Consider the following 17,676-nt stretch of genomic DNA (forward strand, 5'->3'; position numbering starts at 1 on the left):
CTGCCTAGCCGGCCCACCGACCGGTCAGATACGCCGAGGCCCACACCGACATCAACGGCACGGACACGGCGAGGTACGCCCAGAGCACCCAGCGGCGGCGGGCGGCCAGCAGCGCGATCGTCACCCACAGCGGCCACCACAGCAGCGTCGCCCGGGGCACCGAGAAGAACCACGTCGACGTGCCGAAGGCGATGACCTGCAGGCCGATCCACGTCGCCTCGCCCCAGCGGCGCCACCAGAGCAGGGCGCCGGTCAGCACGACCCCGACCAGCATGGCGACGATCTCGGCGCGGAACATCCACGCGAACCCGGGCGACTGCGTGCCACCGAACGCGGCCTGCCACGTGGCGTCGAGCGACGCCCACGGCCAGGTGAAGTGACGGTCCCAGCCTTCGGCCTGGGCGTGCAGCCAGGCCAGCCAGTCGCCGGTCTCGGACTCCAGGTAGAGCGACCACGCGAGCAGCGGCAGCGCGGGCAGGAACAGCCAGCCGAGGCCGGACCACCAGGGCCGCCCGGCCCGCTCGGTCGCCTCCCGCCGGGTGGTCAGCCACTGGACGGCGACGGCGACGGCCAGGAACACGCCGCTGACCCGCACCGTGCAGGACAGCGCCGTCAGCACTCCGGCCGCCAGCCAGTGCTGCCGTCGCGCCGCCAGCCAGGCCGGGAACGCGCAGGCGAGGAAGAGCGCCTCGGTGTACGGGGCGGCGAGGAACACCGCCGACGGCGACATGGCCCAGACGAGGACGGTGAGCCGGCCGATCCGCTGGCCGCCCTCCAGTTCACCGATGCGGCCCAGCGCCACCGCGGCGACGGCGCCGGCGACCAGCGACACGATCAGCCCGGCGGCGACGTGCCGCAGTCCCAGCTCGCCGCCGAGCCAGAGGAACGCCGGGAAGCCGGGGAAGAACGCCTCGTTGGGGACGCCGGTGGGCTGCCCGCCGTAGCCGTGGATCGCGATGCCGAGGTAGTGCCAGTAGTCCCACTGCTGCCACCGGTCCAGCGCTGGGACGACGTCCTGGCCGGCGGTGACGAACATCCAGCCGGTGGCGGCGGCGATGACCCACATCGAGACGCGGGTGGCCAGCCAGATGCCGAGGGAGTCGCGGTCGACGGCGCGGACCCGCTCGGCCAGCGTCCGCGCGGTCATGGCGTCTCCTCCCGCCGCCGGTGCCGGTGCCGGGGAGCGACGGCGTCGCGCGGCGTCAGGAACGGGCGGACGGGGTCTTCCTCGGGACGGCGGATGTCGCGCACGACCATCCCAACGAGCCAGAGCAGCCCAGCGATCCGCAGCAGGACGGCCAGCGCGTACTGGTCGTTCGTCAGCAGCGGCGCGGACGGGTCGTAGAGGGTGGCCAGGTAGCGCCACAGGAGCACGAAGTAGACGACCTCGGCCAGCTGCCAGATGGCGAGGTCGCGTACCCGAGGCCGCGCGAGCACCGCCAGCGGCAGCAGCCACAGCGAGTACTGCGGCGACCACACCTTGTTCACCAGCAGGAACGCGGCAACCGCGAGGAAGGCGAGCTGGGTGACGCGGGGCGGCGAGGGCGCGGTGAGGGCGAGCGCGGCGATCAGCACCAGCAGCACCGCCGCGGACACGACGACGAGGTCGTCGACGGACTCGGGCAGCAGGCCCGGCTTCAGCAGGCCGATCGCAACCCAGGTGGAGCCGTAGTCGGCGGCGCGGTCGGCGTTGAAGGTGAAGAACTGCCGCCAGCCCTCCGGCGCCCACCACTCCACCGGCAGGTTCACCGCGCACCACGCGACGACGGCGGCGACGGCGGCCAGGGCGGCGTCGCGCAGGGCGGCCCGCCGCTCCGGTGACCGCAGCGCCACCAGCACCAGGACGCCGAGCAGCAGCACGGGGTACAGCTTCGTGGCGGTGCCGAGCCCGATCAGCACCCCGGCGAGCACCGGCCGGTCCCGCGTCCACGCCAGGATCGCCAGCGACGTCGCCAGCACCGCCAGCAGGTCCCAGTTGATGTACGCACTGAGCAGCAGCAACGGCGACGCCGCCACCAGCAGCCCGTCCCACGGCCGGCGCGACACCGTCCGCGCCGTCGCGACCACGACACCCAGCGCGCACAGGGCCATGAGCCCGGCGGTGAGGTCGAAGAAGACCACGCTCTCCGCGAAGTCGGGCGCCAGCTCGCCGCCACCGCCGAACGCGTCGTACAGCGCGCCCGCCACGATCGCCGTCACCTGCATGACGGCGCCGGTCAGCACCGGGTACTCCAGCAGGCTGTCGCGGTAGGCCAGCAGCCCGTCGGCGAAGCCGCGCTCGCGGTACAGGAACGCGACGTCGCTGTAGCAGAGCGACGTCCACATGGACCGGTCCGCGCGGTCGGCCCAGCCGGTGGCCCGGCACGGCTGGTCGGCCAGCAGCCCGAGCGCCAGCACGACGACGGCGATCAGCAGCGCCACCCGGACCGGGCCCCACCACCGCCGGGGTTGGGCCGCCCGGCGCCCGAACGGCCCGCCGATCGCCTCGCTCAGGCCCGCGACGACCGGATCGTCACGACTGGGCGCGGCAGCGGCCGCGCGGCGCTGCGGCGTCACCGACACGAGTCGACAGCTTAGACGGGCCGTGGACGGTCAGCGGTCGGCGCCGCCGTCGCCCCAGGCTCCGCCGCCGTTGGCATTGCCGTTGCCGCCGGTCGGTTCGTCGGTCGGTTCGTCGGTGGGGGTGCCGCTGGTGTCGCCGCCGGCTCCGCCGTCGGTGCCGGACCATTCGTTGCCCGACTCGTCGCCGCCGGTGTCGCCGGACGTGTCGCCACCGGTGTCGCCGGACGTGTCGCCACCGGTGTCGCCGGACTCGTCGGAGCCCGACTCGTCACCGCCGTTCCCGCCGCCGTTCTCGTTCCCGTTGTCGTTGCCGTTGTCGCCGTTCTCGTCCTCGTCAGGGGTCTCGGTCGGGGTGGGCGTCGGGGTGGGCGACGGGTTGACCGGGTCGCCGACCTCGGCCGGCTCCGGGAACTCCTGGATCTCGATGCCATCGAGCGCGCCGGCCATGAACGCGGTCCAGATGCGGGCCGGGAAGGCGCCACCGGTGAAGGTGTCCATGCCGTCGACGCCGTCGAGCGAGACGGTGCCGGCGGTCTCGCCCTCGCCGCGGAAGATCACGACGCTGGCCGACAGCTGCGGAACGTAGCCGGAGAACCAGGCGGTGAGGTCCTCGTGGGTGCCGGTCTTGCCGGCGGCCGGCCGGTTGAGGTTCTGCGCCTCGCGGCCGCTGCCGTTCTGCACCACCTGGCTCAGCGCGAACGTGGTGTCGGCGACGACGCCCGGGTCCAGCACCGACTCGGGCGCCGGCTCGACGCGGTACGGGACATTGCCGCCGGGTTCGGTGACGGAGCGGACGGTGTACCAGTCGGTGTGCCGGCCGCCCGCGGCCAGCGTGGCGTACGCCTCGGCCATGTCGATGGGCCGGACGTGCCCGATGCCGATGGTGACGCGCGGGTCCTGCCGCAGCTGCGCCTCCTCGTCGGCCGCGTAGGCGAGTCCGGACGCCAGCTGGGCGTCGACGATGCTGTCGGGCCCGATGTTCATGGCGAGGTCCACGAACGCGGTGTTCATGGAGTTCTCGGTGGCCGTGACCAGGTCGATGGCCTCGCCGTACTCCTTGTCGTCCTGGTTGTGCACCGGCGGGCCGAGGATCGGGTCGGTGAGCGTGTTGCCGGAGTACCGGCTCTCCAGCGAGATGCCCTGCTCCAGCGCCGCCGCCAGCGTGAACGGCTTCACCGTCGACCCGCCCTGGACCGATGCGTCGAGGGCGTCGTTGAACGGCTGCTCGACGGCGTCGGGCCCGCCGTACATGGCGACGACGGCGCCGTCACCGGGCGTCACGGCGGCGAGGCCGACCCGGACGCCCTCGGCGCTCTCCTGCGGCCGCTCCGCCTCGACCGACTGGATGGCGGCGGACTGCGCCTGCGGGTCGAACGTCGAGACGACGCGCAGGCCGCCGGTGTCGATCTCTTCCTCGGTGAAGCCGTTGTCGATCAGCTCGTCGCGGACCTGCGCCAGCAGGTAGCCGTTCGGGCCGCCGTAGCGGTTGGTCTTCTGCTCGGGCACGACCTCCGGCACCACCAGCGTCTCGGCGGTCGCGGCGTCGAGGGTGCCGATGTCGACCATGCCGTCGACGACGTAGTCGAAGCGCTGCTGGTACCGCTCGGCGTTCTCCGGGCCCAGCGTGGGGTCGTAGCGCGTCGGCGAGCGCAGGATGCCGGCCAGCGCCGCGCACTGGGCGGTGTCGAGCTCGGACACCGGCACGCCGAAGTAGGAGCGGGACGCCGTCTGGACGCCGTAGACGCCGCCGCGGCCGAACCAGATGGTGTTGAGGTACGACGCGAGGATGTCGTCCTTGTCGAGCTGCTGGTCGATCTTGACCGAGATGAACAGCTCCTGCACCTTGCGGGTCAGGGTCTGGTCCTGGGTCAGGTAGTAGTTCTTGACGTACTGCTGGGTGATCGTGGAGCCACCGCCGGCCGCCGTCGACCCGTTGTTCTGGATGTAGCCGATGCCCGCGCGCACCAGGCCGACCGGGTCGAACCCGTTGTTGTCGTAGAAGCTGCGGTCCTCGGCGGCCACGACCGCGTCCTGGCAGGCCTGCGGGATGTCGGAGATGTCGACGGTCTCGCGGTTCTCGGCGCTGAACCGGCCGAGCTCGGTCTCGCCGTCGTTCCAGTAGACGATGGTCGCTTCGGACCGGGCGAACGCGTTGGCCTCGGGGATGTCCGTCATGGCGTAGGCGATGCTGATGCCGGCGACGCCGAGCAGCATCATGCCGAGCGCGTAGAGGCCGAAGGCCTTCCAGGAGACGAACCGGCGCCAGCCCTTGCGGCGGCCCTTGCCGTTCTTCTTGCCGCTGCGGCCCGCGGCGTAGCGGCGGCCGCCGCCGCCGCGTTCAGGGGTCGACGACGAGACCGCGCCCGCGGACGCGGCGGTCCTGGGGGCCGCGCCCTTGGACGCGGCCGTACGCGCGCGGTCACCCGCGCGGCGGCGCCCTTGGTTCGTCACTGAGTTCCCGGTCGGGTCGGGGACATCGGCTGTCCGGTGCGCGCGATGAGGCGCCCCGGAGTCATGCAGAGCCTACGACGCTCCATGGTCGATCACGCCAATCCTGCTCGCGCCCCGGACGTTTCAAACCTGCTGTGACGACACAGCCGTCACACCCGTCACGCCGTTGTCGACGGGTCACTTGCGGTTCGCGCCCGAGACGCCCTATCGTTCTGATGTATCGGTTCGATACATCGAGCTGACAATGATGCAAGGGAGCGTACCTCGTGGGCAAGCGGGCAGACGCGTTGGAGCTGGCCATCCTGGGCCTGCTGCACGACGCGCCGCTGCACGGCTACGAACTGCGCAAGAGGGTGAACTCGCTGCTGGGGTGGGGGCGAGCGTTCTCGTACGGCACCTTGTATCCGACCTTGAAGGCGATGGTGCGGCAGGGCTACCTGGCCGAGGACGAGCCCGTCGACACGCTGGTGACGACGGGCCCGCACCGCAGCGGGCGCCGTGCCCGCATCGCCTATCGGCTCACACCCGAGGGCAAGGAGCGCTTCGCCGACCTGCTCGCACACACCGGGCCGTCGGCCTGGGACGACGAGCACTTCGGCGTGCACTTCGCGTTCTTCGGCCGGGCCGACGCCGATACCCGCATGCGGATCCTCATCGGCCGGCGCAGCCGGCTGCAGGAGAAGCTCGATCAGTTCCGCTCGGCACTGTCGCGCACCCGAGAGCGACTCGACGCCTACACGCTGGAGCTTCAGCGGCACGGCCTGGAGTCGGTCGAGCGCGAGGTCAAGTGGCTCGACGACCTGATCAGCGCCGAACAGCGCTCGATCGGCAGGCCAATGGGCGCCACGCCCACCCCAGGGTCCGGTGAGCCACCGGCGCCCTCCACCGGAATCGAAGGAGAGAACGGCCGATGAGCTCGGTTCGTGTAGGCATCGTCGGCGTGGGTAACTGCGCCGCATCGCTCGTGCAGGGCGTGCACTATTACCGTGACGCCGACCCGGCGACGAAGGTCCCCGGCCTGATGCACGTTCAGTTCGGCGACTACCACGTCCGTGACGTCGAGTTCGTCGCCGCGTTCGACGTCGACGCCAAGAAGGTCGGGCAGGATCTCGCCGACGCCATCGGCGCCAGCGAGAACAACACCATCAAGATCTGCGACGTGCCGCCCACCGGCGTCGTCGTGCAGCGTGGCCACACGCTGGACGGCCTGGGCAAGTACTACCGCGAGACCATCGTCGAGGACGAGAGCGAGGCGGTCGACGTCGTCGCCGCGCTGAAGGCCGCCAAGGTCGACGTCCTCGTCTGCTACCTGCCGGTCGGCTCCGAGGAGGCCGCGAAGTTCTACGCGCAGGCCGCCATCGACGCCGGCGTGGGCTTCGTCAACTGCCTCCCGGTCTTCATCGCCGGCACCCAGGAGTGGGCCGACAAGTTCACCGCCGCGGGCGTCCCGATCGTCGGCGACGACATCAAGTCGCAGATCGGCGCCACCATCACGCACCGCGTGCTGGCCAAGCTGTTCGAGGACCGCGGCGTCACCGTCGACCGGACGTATCAGCTCAACGTCGGCGGCAACATGGACTTCAAGAACATGCTCGAGCGCGAGCGGCTGGAGTCCAAGAAGATCTCGAAGACGCAGTCCGTCACCTCGCAGCTGGTCGACGGCCTCGAGCCGCGCAACGTGCACATCGGCCCGTCCGACTACGTCGCGTGGCTGGACGACCGCAAGTGGGCGTTCATCCGGCTCGAGGGCCGCAACTTCGGCGACGTCCCGCTGAACCTGGAGTACAAGCTCGAGGTCTGGGACTCCCCGAACTCGGCCGGCATCGTCATCGACGCGATCCGGGCGGCGAAGATCGCGATGGACCGCGGCGTCGGCGGGCCGATCCTCTCGGCATCGTCCTACTTCATGAAGTCGCCGCCGGAGCAGTACTCCGACGACGTCTGCCGCGAGAAGGTCGAGCAGTTCATCCGCGGCGAGATCGAGAGCTGATCCGGTCACGGATCACGAGGAGCCGGCGCCCCGCTGGGGTGCCGGCTCCTCGGTGCTCGGACGCCCGGGCGTTGGGCTGATCCGCGGATCAGCCGAACGGACACACCCGGCGGGCAGTGCCGCCCGCCGTCCACCGGGCCTCCGGCACGCGAACTGCGCAGCTACCGGGCGTGATCACTGGTCCGCCCACAGATGAGAATCCCCTCGCCGATGCGGCAGTTTGACGTGGCTCGTCTACCATTTCCGTCATGCTCCGGTGGGATCGTGTGCCAGATTGAGGTGTTTCACCCATCGGTCGCCTATTGACAGAACGCTGCCGGGCAGCAAGCGTCGTCTAGCGGCGCGTGTGCGTCCCGGAGCACGACGGCGGCCACCAAGGGGCCCGAGTCGCTCACAGGCGAGCGGCCATGGGGGACGACAGAGGAAGGAACATCGATGACGCGGACCGCCCGAGGACGCCGTAGCAACGACGGCGCCACGAAGCGGGCGCGCGCGAATCTGCGCCCAGCAGACCTGCGCCCAGCCGTGAAGTCCGGTCGTGCGAAGCAGAGCGGCGACGGCGAGCGCTCGCGGTCGTTCTGGCAGTCCTTCCTGCACGACCGCAGCGTCCGGTCGCGCGTCGCCGCACTGGTCCTCCTCCCGCTGCTCGGCACGCTCGTGCTCGGCACGCTGTTCTTCAAGAACTCGCTCGACGACGCCTCGTCCGCCTCGCGCACCGAGAGCCTGGCCGAGGTCGGCATGGTGGCGCTGCAGGCCCTGCAGGCGGTGCAGGACGAGCGCGACGTCACCGGACTCGCGGACGGCGGCGGCACCGAGCCGGCGTCGGTCGACACCGCCCGCGAGGCGACCGACGCCGCCATCGCCGCCCTGAACAAGGAGATCGACGAGCACCGCGGCGACGACCTCGGCTCGGCCTACGCGGCCGCGGTCGAGCAGTACGAGACCGAGGTCGACCGGCTGAGCGGCACCACGAACGAGTCCAACTACCGTCTCCAGCGCGACGCCAAAAACCCGGCCTTCAACGACGGCGGCACCGCCGGCTACCACCGCTTCGCCGAGGTGCTGCAGCGGCTGGCCACCGCCGCCGCCACCGGAACCGAGGACCCCGCGCTGGCCCGCCGCATCTCGGCGCTGGCCGACGTCGCCCAGGCGGTCGAGTCGGCGTCGCTCGAGCGTGGTGTCGTCGCCTACTTCATGACACCGGGCGCCAAGCCCTCGCAGGTCGATCGCGACCAGGCCGTGGCGCTGCAAGGCGAGCAGTCCATGCTGCTGGACGGCCGGTTCCTCCGCGCCCTCGGCTTCACCGAGCAGCAGCGCATCTACTCCAACGAGATCTACGTCGCCAACCGCGACCTCACCCAGGCCCGCACCGACATCGCCGATTTCGCCGAGCCGCGCATCGACAAGGCGCAGTGGTGGGAGCTCTCGACGCAGCGCCTCGACGCCCTGCGCGACATCCAGCAGGACACCGGCAACAGCGTGCTGTCGCTGGCGGCCGACCGCACCGACAGCTCCCGGGTCACGGCGCTGTTCAGCGCGCTCGGCGTGCTCGCCGTCCTGGCGCTCACCGTCTACCTCGCCATCGTCGTGGCGCGGTCCATCATCGGCCCGCTGCGCCGGCTGCGCGCCTCGGCGCTCGAGACCGCGCAGACCCAGCTGCCGGCGCTGGTCGAGCGGGTGCACAAGGACGGCCCGACGGTGGCCCGCGACCTCCCCGACGCCGTCACGGCCGAGGGCCGCGACGAGATCGGCCAGGTCGCCACGGCGTTCAACGACGTCCACTCCACCGCCGTCCGGGTCGCCGCCGAGCAGGCGCTGCTGCGGCAGAACCTCGACACCATCGTCGTCAACCTCTCCCGCCGCACCCAGTCGCTGGTCGACCGCCAGCTCGGCGAGATCGAGGGCCTCGAGCAGCGCGAGCGCGACCCCGACCAGCTGAGCACGCTGTTCCGCATCGACCACATGGCCACCCGCGTCCGGCGGCACGCCGAGAGCCTCCTGGTCCTCGCCGGCGTCGAGGAGATGCGCAAGCACACCAGCGCGGCCGGCGTCCTCGACGTCGTCCGCACCGCGGTCGGCGAGGTCGAGCAGTACCCGCGGGTGAAGTTCGGCGTCATGCCGACCGACCTCATCACCGCCGGCGCCGTCGACGACATCGCCCACCTGCTGGCCGAGCTGATCGACAACGCCACCGAGTTCTCCGCGCCGGCCACGCCGGTCCGGGTCACCAGCCAGCCGCTGCTCGGCGGCGGGCTGCGCCTGCAGGTCACCGACTCCGGCCTGGGCATCCCGGCCGGCCAGCTCGAGGAGCTGAACGAGCGGCTGCGCAACGTCGGCGACATCGACGTCGCGGCGTCCCGCACGCTGGGCCTCTACGTGGTCGCGCGGCTGGCCGCCAAGCACGGCATCCAGGTGCGGCTCGAGCCGGTGCCCGAGGGCGGCACGGCCGCGCAGGTCGACCTCCCGGCGCACCTCATCCTCTCCCCGCTCGACACCAGCGAGGGCGTCATCCCGCCGGTTCCGGCCGAGCCGGTGGCGGCGCAGCCGGCCGGTGGCCTGAGCGACTCCTGGAACCTCGACCCGAGCCCGGCGCCGTTCCGCCGCGACGACTCCTCGCCGTCACTGCCGCTCACCGCGCCGGCCGTGTCCGGCCTGCCCCGCCGCGGCGAGCGTCCCGACGAGACCCGCATCCCGGTCGAGGCGTCCGACCTGCCGCGGCCGACGGCCGACCCCGCGCCCGCCATGGACGCCGGCCGGCCCACCTGGCCCAGCCCGGAGGAGTCGCGGCTACGTCCCGACACCGGCGAGTCGCGCATCGCGCCCATCACGGCCGAGACCCGTTTCGACACCGGCGAGCACGCCGTCGCCGACACCGGTGAGCACAAGCTGGCCGAGACCGGCGAACGCCGCCTCTCCGACACCGGCGAGCGCCGGGTCTCGACCGACCACGGCGCCCGGCCCGACGACGCGTGGCGGCAGCCGCTGACCAACGGCAGCACCGGCTCGGCGCTGCCGACCCGCGAGCCCCGGCAGGAGCCGCGGCCCGAGACCCGCCCGCCGGCGTCGCCGCCACCGGCCATGCCGGCCGTGCCCGCCGCGGCGGCCGCCCGTTCCTCGCTGCGAGCACCCGAGCCGGTGCTGCCGGACAGCGACTCGCCGATCTACGACTCCGTCGCCTCCGCCTGGTTCAGCCGGTCCGGCACCTCGACCACCGACGACTGGTCCAGCCCGGCCGACGAAGGCTGGCGGCGGGCCGCCGAGGCGCTGCGCTCCGCCGAAGAGGCGGCCAGCGCTCGCGCCGGCCAGCGCGACACCGAGCCGATCCAGGCGTCGCCGCGGGTGGGTTCCGGCTGGGCGAGCCGCGAGACGGCACCGCCGCCCCCGGTGCCCGAGCCGGTCGCGGAGGCCGAGCCCGCGCTCAGTGCGTCCGGACTGCCGCTGCGGCGGCGCGGCGCCTCGCTGGTGCCCGGCTCCATCGGCGAGCTCAACGAGACCGAACCCCGGCGCCCTGCCGCGGCGGCCAAGGACGCGAGTAACGTTGCCTCGACGCTGGCCAGCCTGCAGCGAGGTGTCGGGCGCGGCCGGGAGGAAACCGGTGGTTGGGTCCCCAAGCGGCCCAGCGACCCCGAGAGGAGCGATTCGTGACCAACGCCTCCAGCGACGAGCTCGGCTGGCTGCTCGACCGTTTCGTCGACCGCACCACGGGCGCCGCGCACGCGGTGGTGGTGTCCGCCGACGGTCTGCACCTGGCCGGCTCCACGGGCATGCCGCGTGAACGCGGCGAGCAGCTCGCTGCGGTGGTGTCCGGACTGGCCAGCCTCACGGTCGGCGCTTCGCTGATCCTGGGCGCGGGCACCGTCCAGCAGACCCTGGTAGAGATGAGCAACGGCTTCCTGCTGGTCATGGCGGTCGGCGACGGCGCGCACCTGGCCGTGCTGGCAGCCTCCACCGCCGACCTCGGTCAGGTGGGCTACGAGATGGCCCTGCTCGTGGAACGCGTGGGCGCCGTCCTCAACCCGGCCACCCGGGTGGGGTGAGAATCGACGTGCACGAGTGCCGGATGTGGTAGGGATTCGGGTCAGCAGCGCGCAGATCTGCGATCCGACGATGGTCTGGAGGTCATGATGGCGGCACCTGACGGCCGGAGGGTACGGCCGTACCTTGCGACGCGTGGGCGCACGCGCCCGGTGCAGGACATCGCCATCGAGGCCCTCGTCTCCACCACGAAGGACGGCCGCACCAACGGCTCCGACCCGGAGCCGGAACGGGAGCGGATCCTCCGGCTGTGCCACTCGCCACGGTCCGTGGCCGAGGTGGCCGCAATCGTCTCGATGCCACTCGGCGTGGCCCGCGTGCTCGTCGCGGACCTCGAGACCGAAGGACTGGTGCGGGTCGCTGACCCGCATGCGGCGTTCGCCGGCTCCGAGGAGCCGGCTCGTAATCTGAGCGTGCTGGAAAGGGTGAGGGATGGCCTTCGTCGACTCTGAGGTGTCTGGCGGCACACAGGCCGACCAAGACGCGCTGTCGGTCAAGATCGTCGTGGCCGGCGGTTTCGGCGTGGGCAAGACGACGTTCGTCGGCGCGGTCAGCGAGATCGAGCCGCTGCGCACCGAGGCACTGATGACGGAGGCCTCGACCAGCGTCGACGACCTCTCCATGCTGCCCGACAAGCGCACCACGACCGTCGCCATGGACTTCGGCCGCATCACGCTGGCCGACGACCTCGTGCTGTACCTCTTCGGCACGCCGGGTCAGAACCGGTTCTGGTTCATGTGGGACGACATCACCCGCGGCGCCATCGGCGCGGTCGTGCTCGTCGACACCCGCCGCCTGGCCGACTGCTTCGGCGCCATCGACTACGTCGAGCAGCGCGGCATCCCGTTCGTCGTCGCGCTCAACGCGTTCAACGGCATCCAGGAGCACGACGTCGAGGACGTCCGCGACGCTCTCCAGGTCGGCCCCGAGGTCCCGTTCGTCGTCACCGACGCGCGCGACCGCGAGTCGGTCAAGGTCGTGCTCGTCACGCTGGTCGAGCACGCGATGTCGCTGATCCAGCAGACCTGACCCGGTTCGCCGGAACCTCCCGCGCGCACTGTCCGTCCTAGTGACATGCGTCACAGGGGGTGGCTGGCCGGGCTCGTCATCACGCTGACGGCGTGCACCGCGGCGGACGCCGAGCCCGGCGACGCCGCGACCGCACCGGAGGAGCAGCGTTACACGGGCACGTTCACGGTGCTCGAGAGTGCTGAGCACGGCCCGCAACTGTGCCCCGCGGGCGCGCTCGCGAGCTACCCGCCGCAGTGCGGCGGCCCGGACATCCCGAACTGGGACTGGGACGCCGTCGAGCACGAGACGATCGACGGCGTCAGCTGGGGCGACTACCAGGTCACCGGCACCTTCGACGGCGCCGTGTTCACGCTGACCGAGCCGGCCGGACCGCCCGAGCCGTCGGACCGGCAGCCGCGGTCGCCCGGCCCCGACCTCGACACACCTTGCCCGGCGCCGGCGGGCGGCTGGGTGCTCGCCAACCCCGCCACCGCGAGCACCGAGGCGCTCGCCGCCACCGTCGACTACGCCGCGACGCTGCCCGGCTACGGCGGCCTGTGGGTCGATCGCGAGGTGGAGCAGCCGCCGGACGCGCCACCTCCGGCCGCCGCGCCGGGGGCCATCCTCAACGTCGCCTTCACCGGCGACCTCGCCGCGCGCGAGGCGGAGCTGCGCGCCGTCTGGGGCGGCGCGCTCTGCGTCACGCAGGCCCGGCACCCGCACACGCGGCTGGAGGAGATCCAGGCGGAGCTGGCCGGGAAGCACGGCATCTTCTCCGCCGCCGTGATGGAGCAGGAGAACCTCGTCGACGTCCAGGCGCTGTTCGACGATGGCCTGCAGGAGCGGCTCGACGACGAGTACGGACCCGACACCGTCCGGGTGACCGCCTCCTTGCGGCCGGTGCCACCCTCCGACGCCGCGCCGACGATCTACGAAGGCACGTTCTTCGTGCACGAGCGGCCGGACGGTCCGCCGCACGCCTGCTGGGCGGTCATGGAGTCCTACCCGCCGCAGTGCGGCGGGGACATCGAGGTGCGCGGCTGGTCCTGGGACGACGTCGGCGGCGAAGAGTCGGCCGACGGCGTGACTTGGGGCGACTACCACATCAGAGGGACCTGGGACGGCACCGCGCTGACGCTGACCGGGCCGGCTGAACCGCCACCGCCCCGCGACGAGCAGGAGGACCCGTTCCCGCCGTTCGACACGCTCTGCCCCACCCCGCCCGGCGGCTGGGCGATCCTCGACGGCGCGTTGACACACTCGGCTGACTTCGACGCCGCGTACGCCTACGCCCGCGCCGCGCCCGGCTACGTCGACCTCTGGCTGGACCGCGACGTGCCGATGGAAGACCGGTCGGCGACGGCGCCGGCCGAGATCGTCGTCAACGTGCGGTTCACCGCCGACCTCGCCACCCACGAGGCCGCGCTGCGGAGCCTGTACGGCGGCGCCATCTGCGTGAGCCAGGCCGAGCGCACTGAGCAGGAACTGGAGGCGATCGCCGCCGAGATCCGGACCGAGTACGACGCCATCTCCTCGTCGAGCTACTCGGCGACCAACTCGGTGTGGATCCAGGTGGTCGTCGACGACGGCCTGCAGGAACGGCTCGACGAGCAGTACGGGCCGGGCGTGGTACGGGTCGAGGCGCTGCTGCAGCCGGTGGACTGAGGCCGGCCGGAACGCCGTGGCCTCGACCGACGTCCAAGTGGCATGCGTCACTTCGGGTGGATCGTCGCCGCGCCGGTCGCGGCCCTGCTGCTCGCCGCCTGCGGCGATGAGGAGGCGCCCGTCAGCGCCTCGCCGTCGGACCTGCCGTCGTCCGCCGACCCCGGCCAGCTCTACACCGGGATCTTCACCGTCCTCGAGAGCCCCGAGCACGGCCCGCAGCTGTGCAGCATGGTGGCGGAGTCCTATCCGCCGCAGTGCGGCGGTCCCGACATCGCCGGCTGGAACTGGGACGACGCGCCCGACGCCGAGTCCGCCAGCGGCGTCACCTGGGGTTTCTACTCCGTCACGGGCACCTGGGACGGCAGCACGTTCACGCTGACCGAGCCGCCGCTGCCCGGCGCGGCCACCTCGCCGGTGGTTCCCGATGACGCGGCGCCCGACTTCACCTCGCCGTGCGAGCCGTCGGCCGGCGGGTGGGCCGTCACGGACCCCGCGACCGCCACCGACGCCGCGCTGAACGCCGTCAACGCGTACGTCGACGAGCAGGCCGACGGCGCGGGCATGTGGGTCGACTCCTCCGTCCAGCCCACCGTGCTCAACGCCCGGTTCACCGGCGACCTCGACGCGCACGAGGCCGAGTTGCGCGGGCTCTGGGGCGGCCCGCTGTGTGTCAGTGCGGCCGACCGCAGCACGCGGGACCTCACCGCGATCCAGGACGAGCTCACCGCGGCCGTCCCCGACCTGCTCTCCGTCGGCCCGGAGGTCACGGCCAACGCCGTGCAGCTGAGCGTGTTCGTCGACGACGGGCTGCAGGCGGAGCTGGACGCGCAGTATGGCGAGGGCGTCGTCGTCGTGAGCGCCACGCTGCGGCCGGTCGAGTGACGCGCTCTGCCCTGAGCAGACGAGCGTGACCGGCGCCCGGACCGCTGGCTAGCGTCGGACGCCATGAGCCGTCATGCGATCGTCGTCGGCAGCACCGGCCAGATCGGCCGCGCCGCCGTGGAGTCCCTGCTCGACGACGGCTGGTCCGTCACGGCCGTGCACCGCGGCAGCACCACGGCACCGTCAGGCTGGGCCCGGCGCGGCGTCGACGAGCGGCTGGCCGACCGCGCGGACCTCGCCGGCGTGCTGCGCGAGACCGGCGGCGCCGACGTCCTGCTCGACACCATCGCCTACGACGACGCCGACGCGCGGCTGCTGCTGGGCCTGGCCGGCGACGTCGGCTCGCTGATCGTCGTCTCCAGCGCCTCGGTGTACGCCGACGACGCGGGCCGCACGCTGGACGAGGCGACCGGGCCGGACGACTTCCCGCGCTTCGCCGGGCCGGTGCCGGAGACCCAGGCCACGACGGCGCCGGGGCCGGCCACCTACTCGACGAAGAAGCTGCTGCTGGAGAACACCCTGCTCGACGACGGCCGGCTGCCGGTCACCGTGCTGCGGCCGTGCGCCATCCACGGCCCGGGCAGCACCAGCCCGCGCGAGGTCTGGCCGCTGCTGCGCGCGCTGGACCGGCGGCCGCGCATCCCGCTGTCGCACGGCGGCCGCAGCCGGTTCCACACCACCAGCGCGGCGAACCTCGGCGAGCTGGTCCGGCTCGCGGCCGGGCGCCCGGCCAGCCGGATCCTCAACGCCGGCGACCCGGAGCCGCCGTCCGTCGCCGACATCGTCCGGATCGTCAGCGCCACCGCCGGCCACGAGCCGGAGCTGGTGCCTCTGGACGGCCCGGCGCCGGCCAGCGGCGTCGGGCGCACCCCGTGGTCCGTGCCGCGCCCGTTCCTCGTGGCCATGACGGCGGCGGCGACGGAGCTGGGCTACGTGCCGGTCGCGAGCTACGCCGAGGCCGTCGAGTCGACGTCGGCCTGGCTGCGCGGCCGGCTCGCCGACCGGCCGTGGCGCGAGGCGTTCCCGCTGCTGGCGCAGTACTACGGCGACGCGATGGACGACTACGCCGCCGAGGACGAGCTGCTCGCGTCGCGCCGGAACTGACGCACCGCAACGCGCCAGCCGACCAGGAACGCGCCGAGCACCACGGTCGCCACGACGACGAACGAGGCGGCCGTTCCATGCCCGGACGCCGCCCGCAGCAGCATGCCCACCACGACCGTCGCGAGCCACACCGTCACGCCGGTGACCAGCGCCACCGGCGGCCGCCGCCGGAGCAGCGTCACCGCCCAGCCGACGGCCAGCCCGGCCGCGAACGGCCACGCTGTGCGCGCCAGACCGGCCAGCGACAGCGGGTCGTCGTGCGTCCGGCGGCCGATCAGCACGAACACCAGCACCAGGACGGCGTCGACGGCGACCGCCGGGCCGGTTCTCACGTGGCGCTCTCCGGCTGTTCGGACCACCAGCGCAGCAGCTCGGCCCGGGCGTCGTCCTCGGACAGCACACCGTGGTCGAGCCGGACCTCGAGCAGGTGGTTGTAGGCGCGGCCGACCAGCGGCCCGGGCCCGATGCCCAGGACCCGCATGATCTGGTTACCGTCGAGGTCGGGCCGGATGGCGGCCAGTTCCTCCTCTTCGGCCAGCCGGGAGATGCGGTCCTCCAGACTGTCGTACGACTGCTGCAAGGCCGCCGCCTTGCGCCGGTTGCGCGTCGTGCTGTCGGCCCGGGTCAGGACGTGCAGGCGCTCCAGCTCGTCGCCGGCGTCACGGACGTAGCGGCGCACCGCGGAATCGGTCCACTCGCCGCCGCCGTAGCCGTGGAAGCGCAGGTGCAGTTGGATGAGCTTGGCCACACTGTCGATGACGGCGGACGGGTAGCGCAGCGCCGCGAGCCGCTTGCGGGCCAGCTTCGCGCCGACGACGTCGTGGTGGTGGAAGCTCACGCCGCCACCGGCCTCGAACTTACGGGTGCGCGGCTTGCCGATGTCGTGCAGCAGCGCCGCCAGCCGAACCACAAGGTCGGGGCCGCCGCCGGGCAGCCGCCGCTCCAGCTCGATGGCCTGCTCGAGCACCGTCAGCGAGTGCTCGTAGACGTCCTTGTGCCGGTGGTGCTCGTCGATCTCCAGCCGCAGCGCGGGCAGCTCGGGCAGCACGTGGCCGGCGATACCGGTGTCGACCAGCAGCGTCAGCCCGGTGCGCGGCGCCGATGACAGCAGCAGCTTGGTCAGCTCGTCGCGGACCCGCTCGGCCGACACGATCTCGATGCGCCCGGCCATGTCGGTCATCGCCGCGACCACCTCGGGCGCCACCTCGAAGCCGAGCTGCGACGCGAACCGCGCGGCCCGCATCATGCGCAGGGGATCGTCGGAGAACGACTGCTCCGGCGTGCCCGGCGTGCGGATGACCCGGCTGCCGAGGTCGGCCAGCCCGCCGTACGGGTCGACGAACTCGCGGCCGGGCAGCAGCACGGCCATCGCGTTGACGGTGAAGTCGCGGCGCAGGAGGTCGTCCGTGATCGACGCGCCGTAGGCGACCGCCGGCTTGCGGCTGGCGGCGTCGTAACTGTCGGCGCGGTAGGTGGTGATCTCGATCTGGAAGCCGTCCTTGTTGCCGCCGATGGTGCCGAACTTCTGCCCGACGTCCCACAGGCTGTCGACCCACCCCGCGAGCAGGCGCTTCGTCTCTTCGGGCCGGGCGGACGTGGTGAAGTCGAGGTCCTGGCCCAGACGGTCGAGCAGGGCGTCGCGGACGGAGCCGCCCACCAGCGCCAGCTCGTGCCCGGCGGCCTGGAAGCGAGCGCCCAGCTCGTCGACGACGGGAGCGATGCGCAGCAACTGCCGCACCGCCTGCCGCTGCGCCTTCGAGAGCACGTCGTTCGCCGCTTCCTTCGTTCCGATCACGACGGACCAGCCTACGGGGCGACACCCCCGGGATCCCAACCGCAATTCTCTGGAGACTGGCGTCAGACCTCGCGGTCGGCGACCGCGGCATCCACAGCAACCAGGATGCGGCCGCATCCCAGCTACTCTGGACGTATGCCCGGCTCGCCGTCCTCGCCAGCCGACGGTCCGCACCATCGGC

14 protein-coding genes are annotated in these 17,676 nt (G+C 72.5%); 9 read left to right on the forward strand and 5 right to left on the reverse strand.

Annotated elements, in window-relative coordinates; translation table 11 throughout:
- Nucleotides 1–4: 4 nt before the first annotated feature.
- From ACW62_RS08400 to ACW62_RS36160, 3 genes are read right to left on the reverse strand one after another with little or no spacing between them, the layout of a single operon-like run.
- Complete coding sequence (locus ACW62_RS08400; RefSeq protein ID WP_053203663.1) at nucleotides 5–1,147, reverse strand: mannosyltransferase family protein; 1,143 nt, start codon at nucleotides 1,145–1,147, stop codon at nucleotides 5–7.
- Nucleotides 1,144–2,562, reverse strand: coding sequence for a glycosyltransferase family 87 protein (locus tag ACW62_RS08405; RefSeq protein WP_053203664.1), 1,419 nt, complete (start codon nucleotides 2,560–2,562; stop codon nucleotides 1,144–1,146). The genes ACW62_RS08400 and ACW62_RS08405 overlap by 4 nt, the downstream gene beginning before the upstream one ends.
- A gap of 30 nt (nucleotides 2,563–2,592) precedes the next feature.
- Entirely contained in the window at nucleotides 2,593–5,013 is a 2,421-nt protein-coding gene (locus tag ACW62_RS36160) for a transglycosylase domain-containing protein (RefSeq protein WP_053203665.1), read from the reverse strand.
- Between the two features lie 266 nt (nucleotides 5,014–5,279).
- Between ACW62_RS36160 and ACW62_RS08415 the strand changes: the two genes are divergently transcribed.
- The 9 genes from ACW62_RS08415 to ACW62_RS08455 all read left to right on the forward strand — a co-directional run bounded on the left by ACW62_RS08415 (nucleotide 5,280) and on the right by ACW62_RS08455 (nucleotide 15,700).
- On the forward strand, nucleotides 5,280–5,927 hold the full coding sequence (locus tag ACW62_RS08415) for a PadR family transcriptional regulator (RefSeq protein WP_053203666.1): 648 nt from the start codon (nucleotides 5,280–5,282) through the stop codon (nucleotides 5,925–5,927).
- On the forward strand, nucleotides 5,924–7,003 hold the full coding sequence (locus ACW62_RS08420) for an inositol-3-phosphate synthase (protein WP_053203667.1): 1,080 nt from the start codon (nucleotides 5,924–5,926) through the stop codon (nucleotides 7,001–7,003). The genes ACW62_RS08415 and ACW62_RS08420 overlap by 4 nt, the downstream gene beginning before the upstream one ends.
- A 525-nt stretch (nucleotides 7,004–7,528) precedes the next feature.
- Nucleotides 7,529–10,648 carry a sensor histidine kinase gene (locus ACW62_RS08425; RefSeq protein WP_053203668.1) on the forward strand — a complete coding sequence of 1,040 codons (3,120 nt, stop codon included), beginning with the start codon at nucleotides 7,529–7,531 and terminating at the stop codon, nucleotides 10,646–10,648.
- Nucleotides 10,645–11,040, forward strand: coding sequence for a roadblock/LC7 domain-containing protein (locus ACW62_RS08430; RefSeq protein ID WP_053203669.1), 396 nt, complete (start codon nucleotides 10,645–10,647; stop codon nucleotides 11,038–11,040). Before ACW62_RS08425 ends, ACW62_RS08430 begins: the two co-directional genes overlap by 4 nt.
- Nucleotides 11,041–11,190: 150 nt before the next feature.
- Complete coding sequence (locus ACW62_RS08435; protein WP_240477274.1) at nucleotides 11,191–11,490, forward strand: DUF742 domain-containing protein; 300 nt, start codon at nucleotides 11,191–11,193, stop codon at nucleotides 11,488–11,490.
- Entirely contained in the window at nucleotides 11,471–12,067 is a 597-nt protein-coding gene (locus ACW62_RS08440; protein ID WP_053203671.1) for a GTP-binding protein, read from the forward strand. The genes ACW62_RS08435 and ACW62_RS08440 overlap by 20 nt, the downstream gene beginning before the upstream one ends.
- 45 nt (nucleotides 12,068–12,112) lie before the next feature.
- Nucleotides 12,113–13,714, forward strand: a complete 1,602-nt coding sequence (locus ACW62_RS08445; RefSeq protein WP_053203672.1) for a hypothetical protein — start codon at nucleotides 12,113–12,115, stop codon at nucleotides 13,712–13,714.
- 42 nt (nucleotides 13,715–13,756) lie between these two features.
- Nucleotides 13,757–14,596, forward strand: a complete 840-nt coding sequence (locus ACW62_RS08450) for a hypothetical protein (RefSeq protein WP_053203673.1) — start codon at nucleotides 13,757–13,759, stop codon at nucleotides 14,594–14,596.
- Nucleotides 14,597–14,659: 63 nt separating this feature from the next.
- A complete protein-coding gene (locus ACW62_RS08455) occupies nucleotides 14,660–15,700 on the forward strand; it encodes an NAD-dependent epimerase/dehydratase family protein (RefSeq protein ID WP_157574537.1) in 1,041 nt (346 codons plus the stop codon).
- Here ACW62_RS08455 and ACW62_RS08460 read toward each other — a convergent pair.
- Both ACW62_RS08460 and ACW62_RS08465 read right to left on the reverse strand, forming a co-directional pair.
- Complete coding sequence (locus ACW62_RS08460) at nucleotides 15,658–16,032, reverse strand: DUF3054 domain-containing protein (protein WP_053203674.1); 375 nt, start codon at nucleotides 16,030–16,032, stop codon at nucleotides 15,658–15,660. The two genes, ACW62_RS08455 and ACW62_RS08460, sit on opposite strands and share 43 nt — an antisense overlap.
- The gene (locus tag ACW62_RS08465; RefSeq protein WP_083459502.1) at nucleotides 16,029–17,612 is read right to left on the reverse strand and encodes a CCA tRNA nucleotidyltransferase; all 1,584 of its coding nucleotides are present in this window, start codon (nucleotides 17,610–17,612) and stop codon (nucleotides 16,029–16,031) included. Before ACW62_RS08465 ends, ACW62_RS08460 begins: the two co-directional genes overlap by 4 nt.
- Between the last annotated feature and the right edge of the window lie 64 nt (nucleotides 17,613–17,676).

This window comes from Jiangella muralis, from assembly GCF_001270745.1.
GTDB lineage: Bacteria > Actinomycetota > Actinomycetes > Jiangellales > Jiangellaceae > Jiangella > Jiangella muralis.

What these genes read in the sequence shown, in the direction of transcription:
- ACW62_RS08440 (WP_053203671.1), top strand. Translation starts at nt 11,471, where the DNA reads ATGGCCTTCGTCGACTCTGAGGTGTCTGGCGGCACACAGGCCGACCAA.
- ACW62_RS08455 (WP_157574537.1), top strand. Translation starts at nt 14,660, where the DNA reads ATGAGCCGTCATGCGATCGTCGTCGGCAGCACCGGCCAGATCGGCCGC.
- ACW62_RS08400 (WP_053203663.1), bottom strand. Translation starts at nt 1,147, where the DNA reads ATGACCGCGCGGACGCTGGCCGAGCGGGTCCGCGCCGTCGACCGCGAC.
- ACW62_RS08450 (WP_053203673.1), top strand. Translation starts at nt 13,757, where the DNA reads ATGCGTCACTTCGGGTGGATCGTCGCCGCGCCGGTCGCGGCCCTGCTG.
- ACW62_RS08420 (WP_053203667.1), top strand. Translation starts at nt 5,924, where the DNA reads ATGAGCTCGGTTCGTGTAGGCATCGTCGGCGTGGGTAACTGCGCCGCA.
- ACW62_RS08445 (WP_053203672.1), top strand. Translation starts at nt 12,113, where the DNA reads ATGCGTCACAGGGGGTGGCTGGCCGGGCTCGTCATCACGCTGACGGCG.
- ACW62_RS08465 (WP_083459502.1), bottom strand. Translation starts at nt 17,612, where the DNA reads ATGCGGCCGCATCCTGGTTGCTGTGGATGCCGCGGTCGCCGACCGCGA.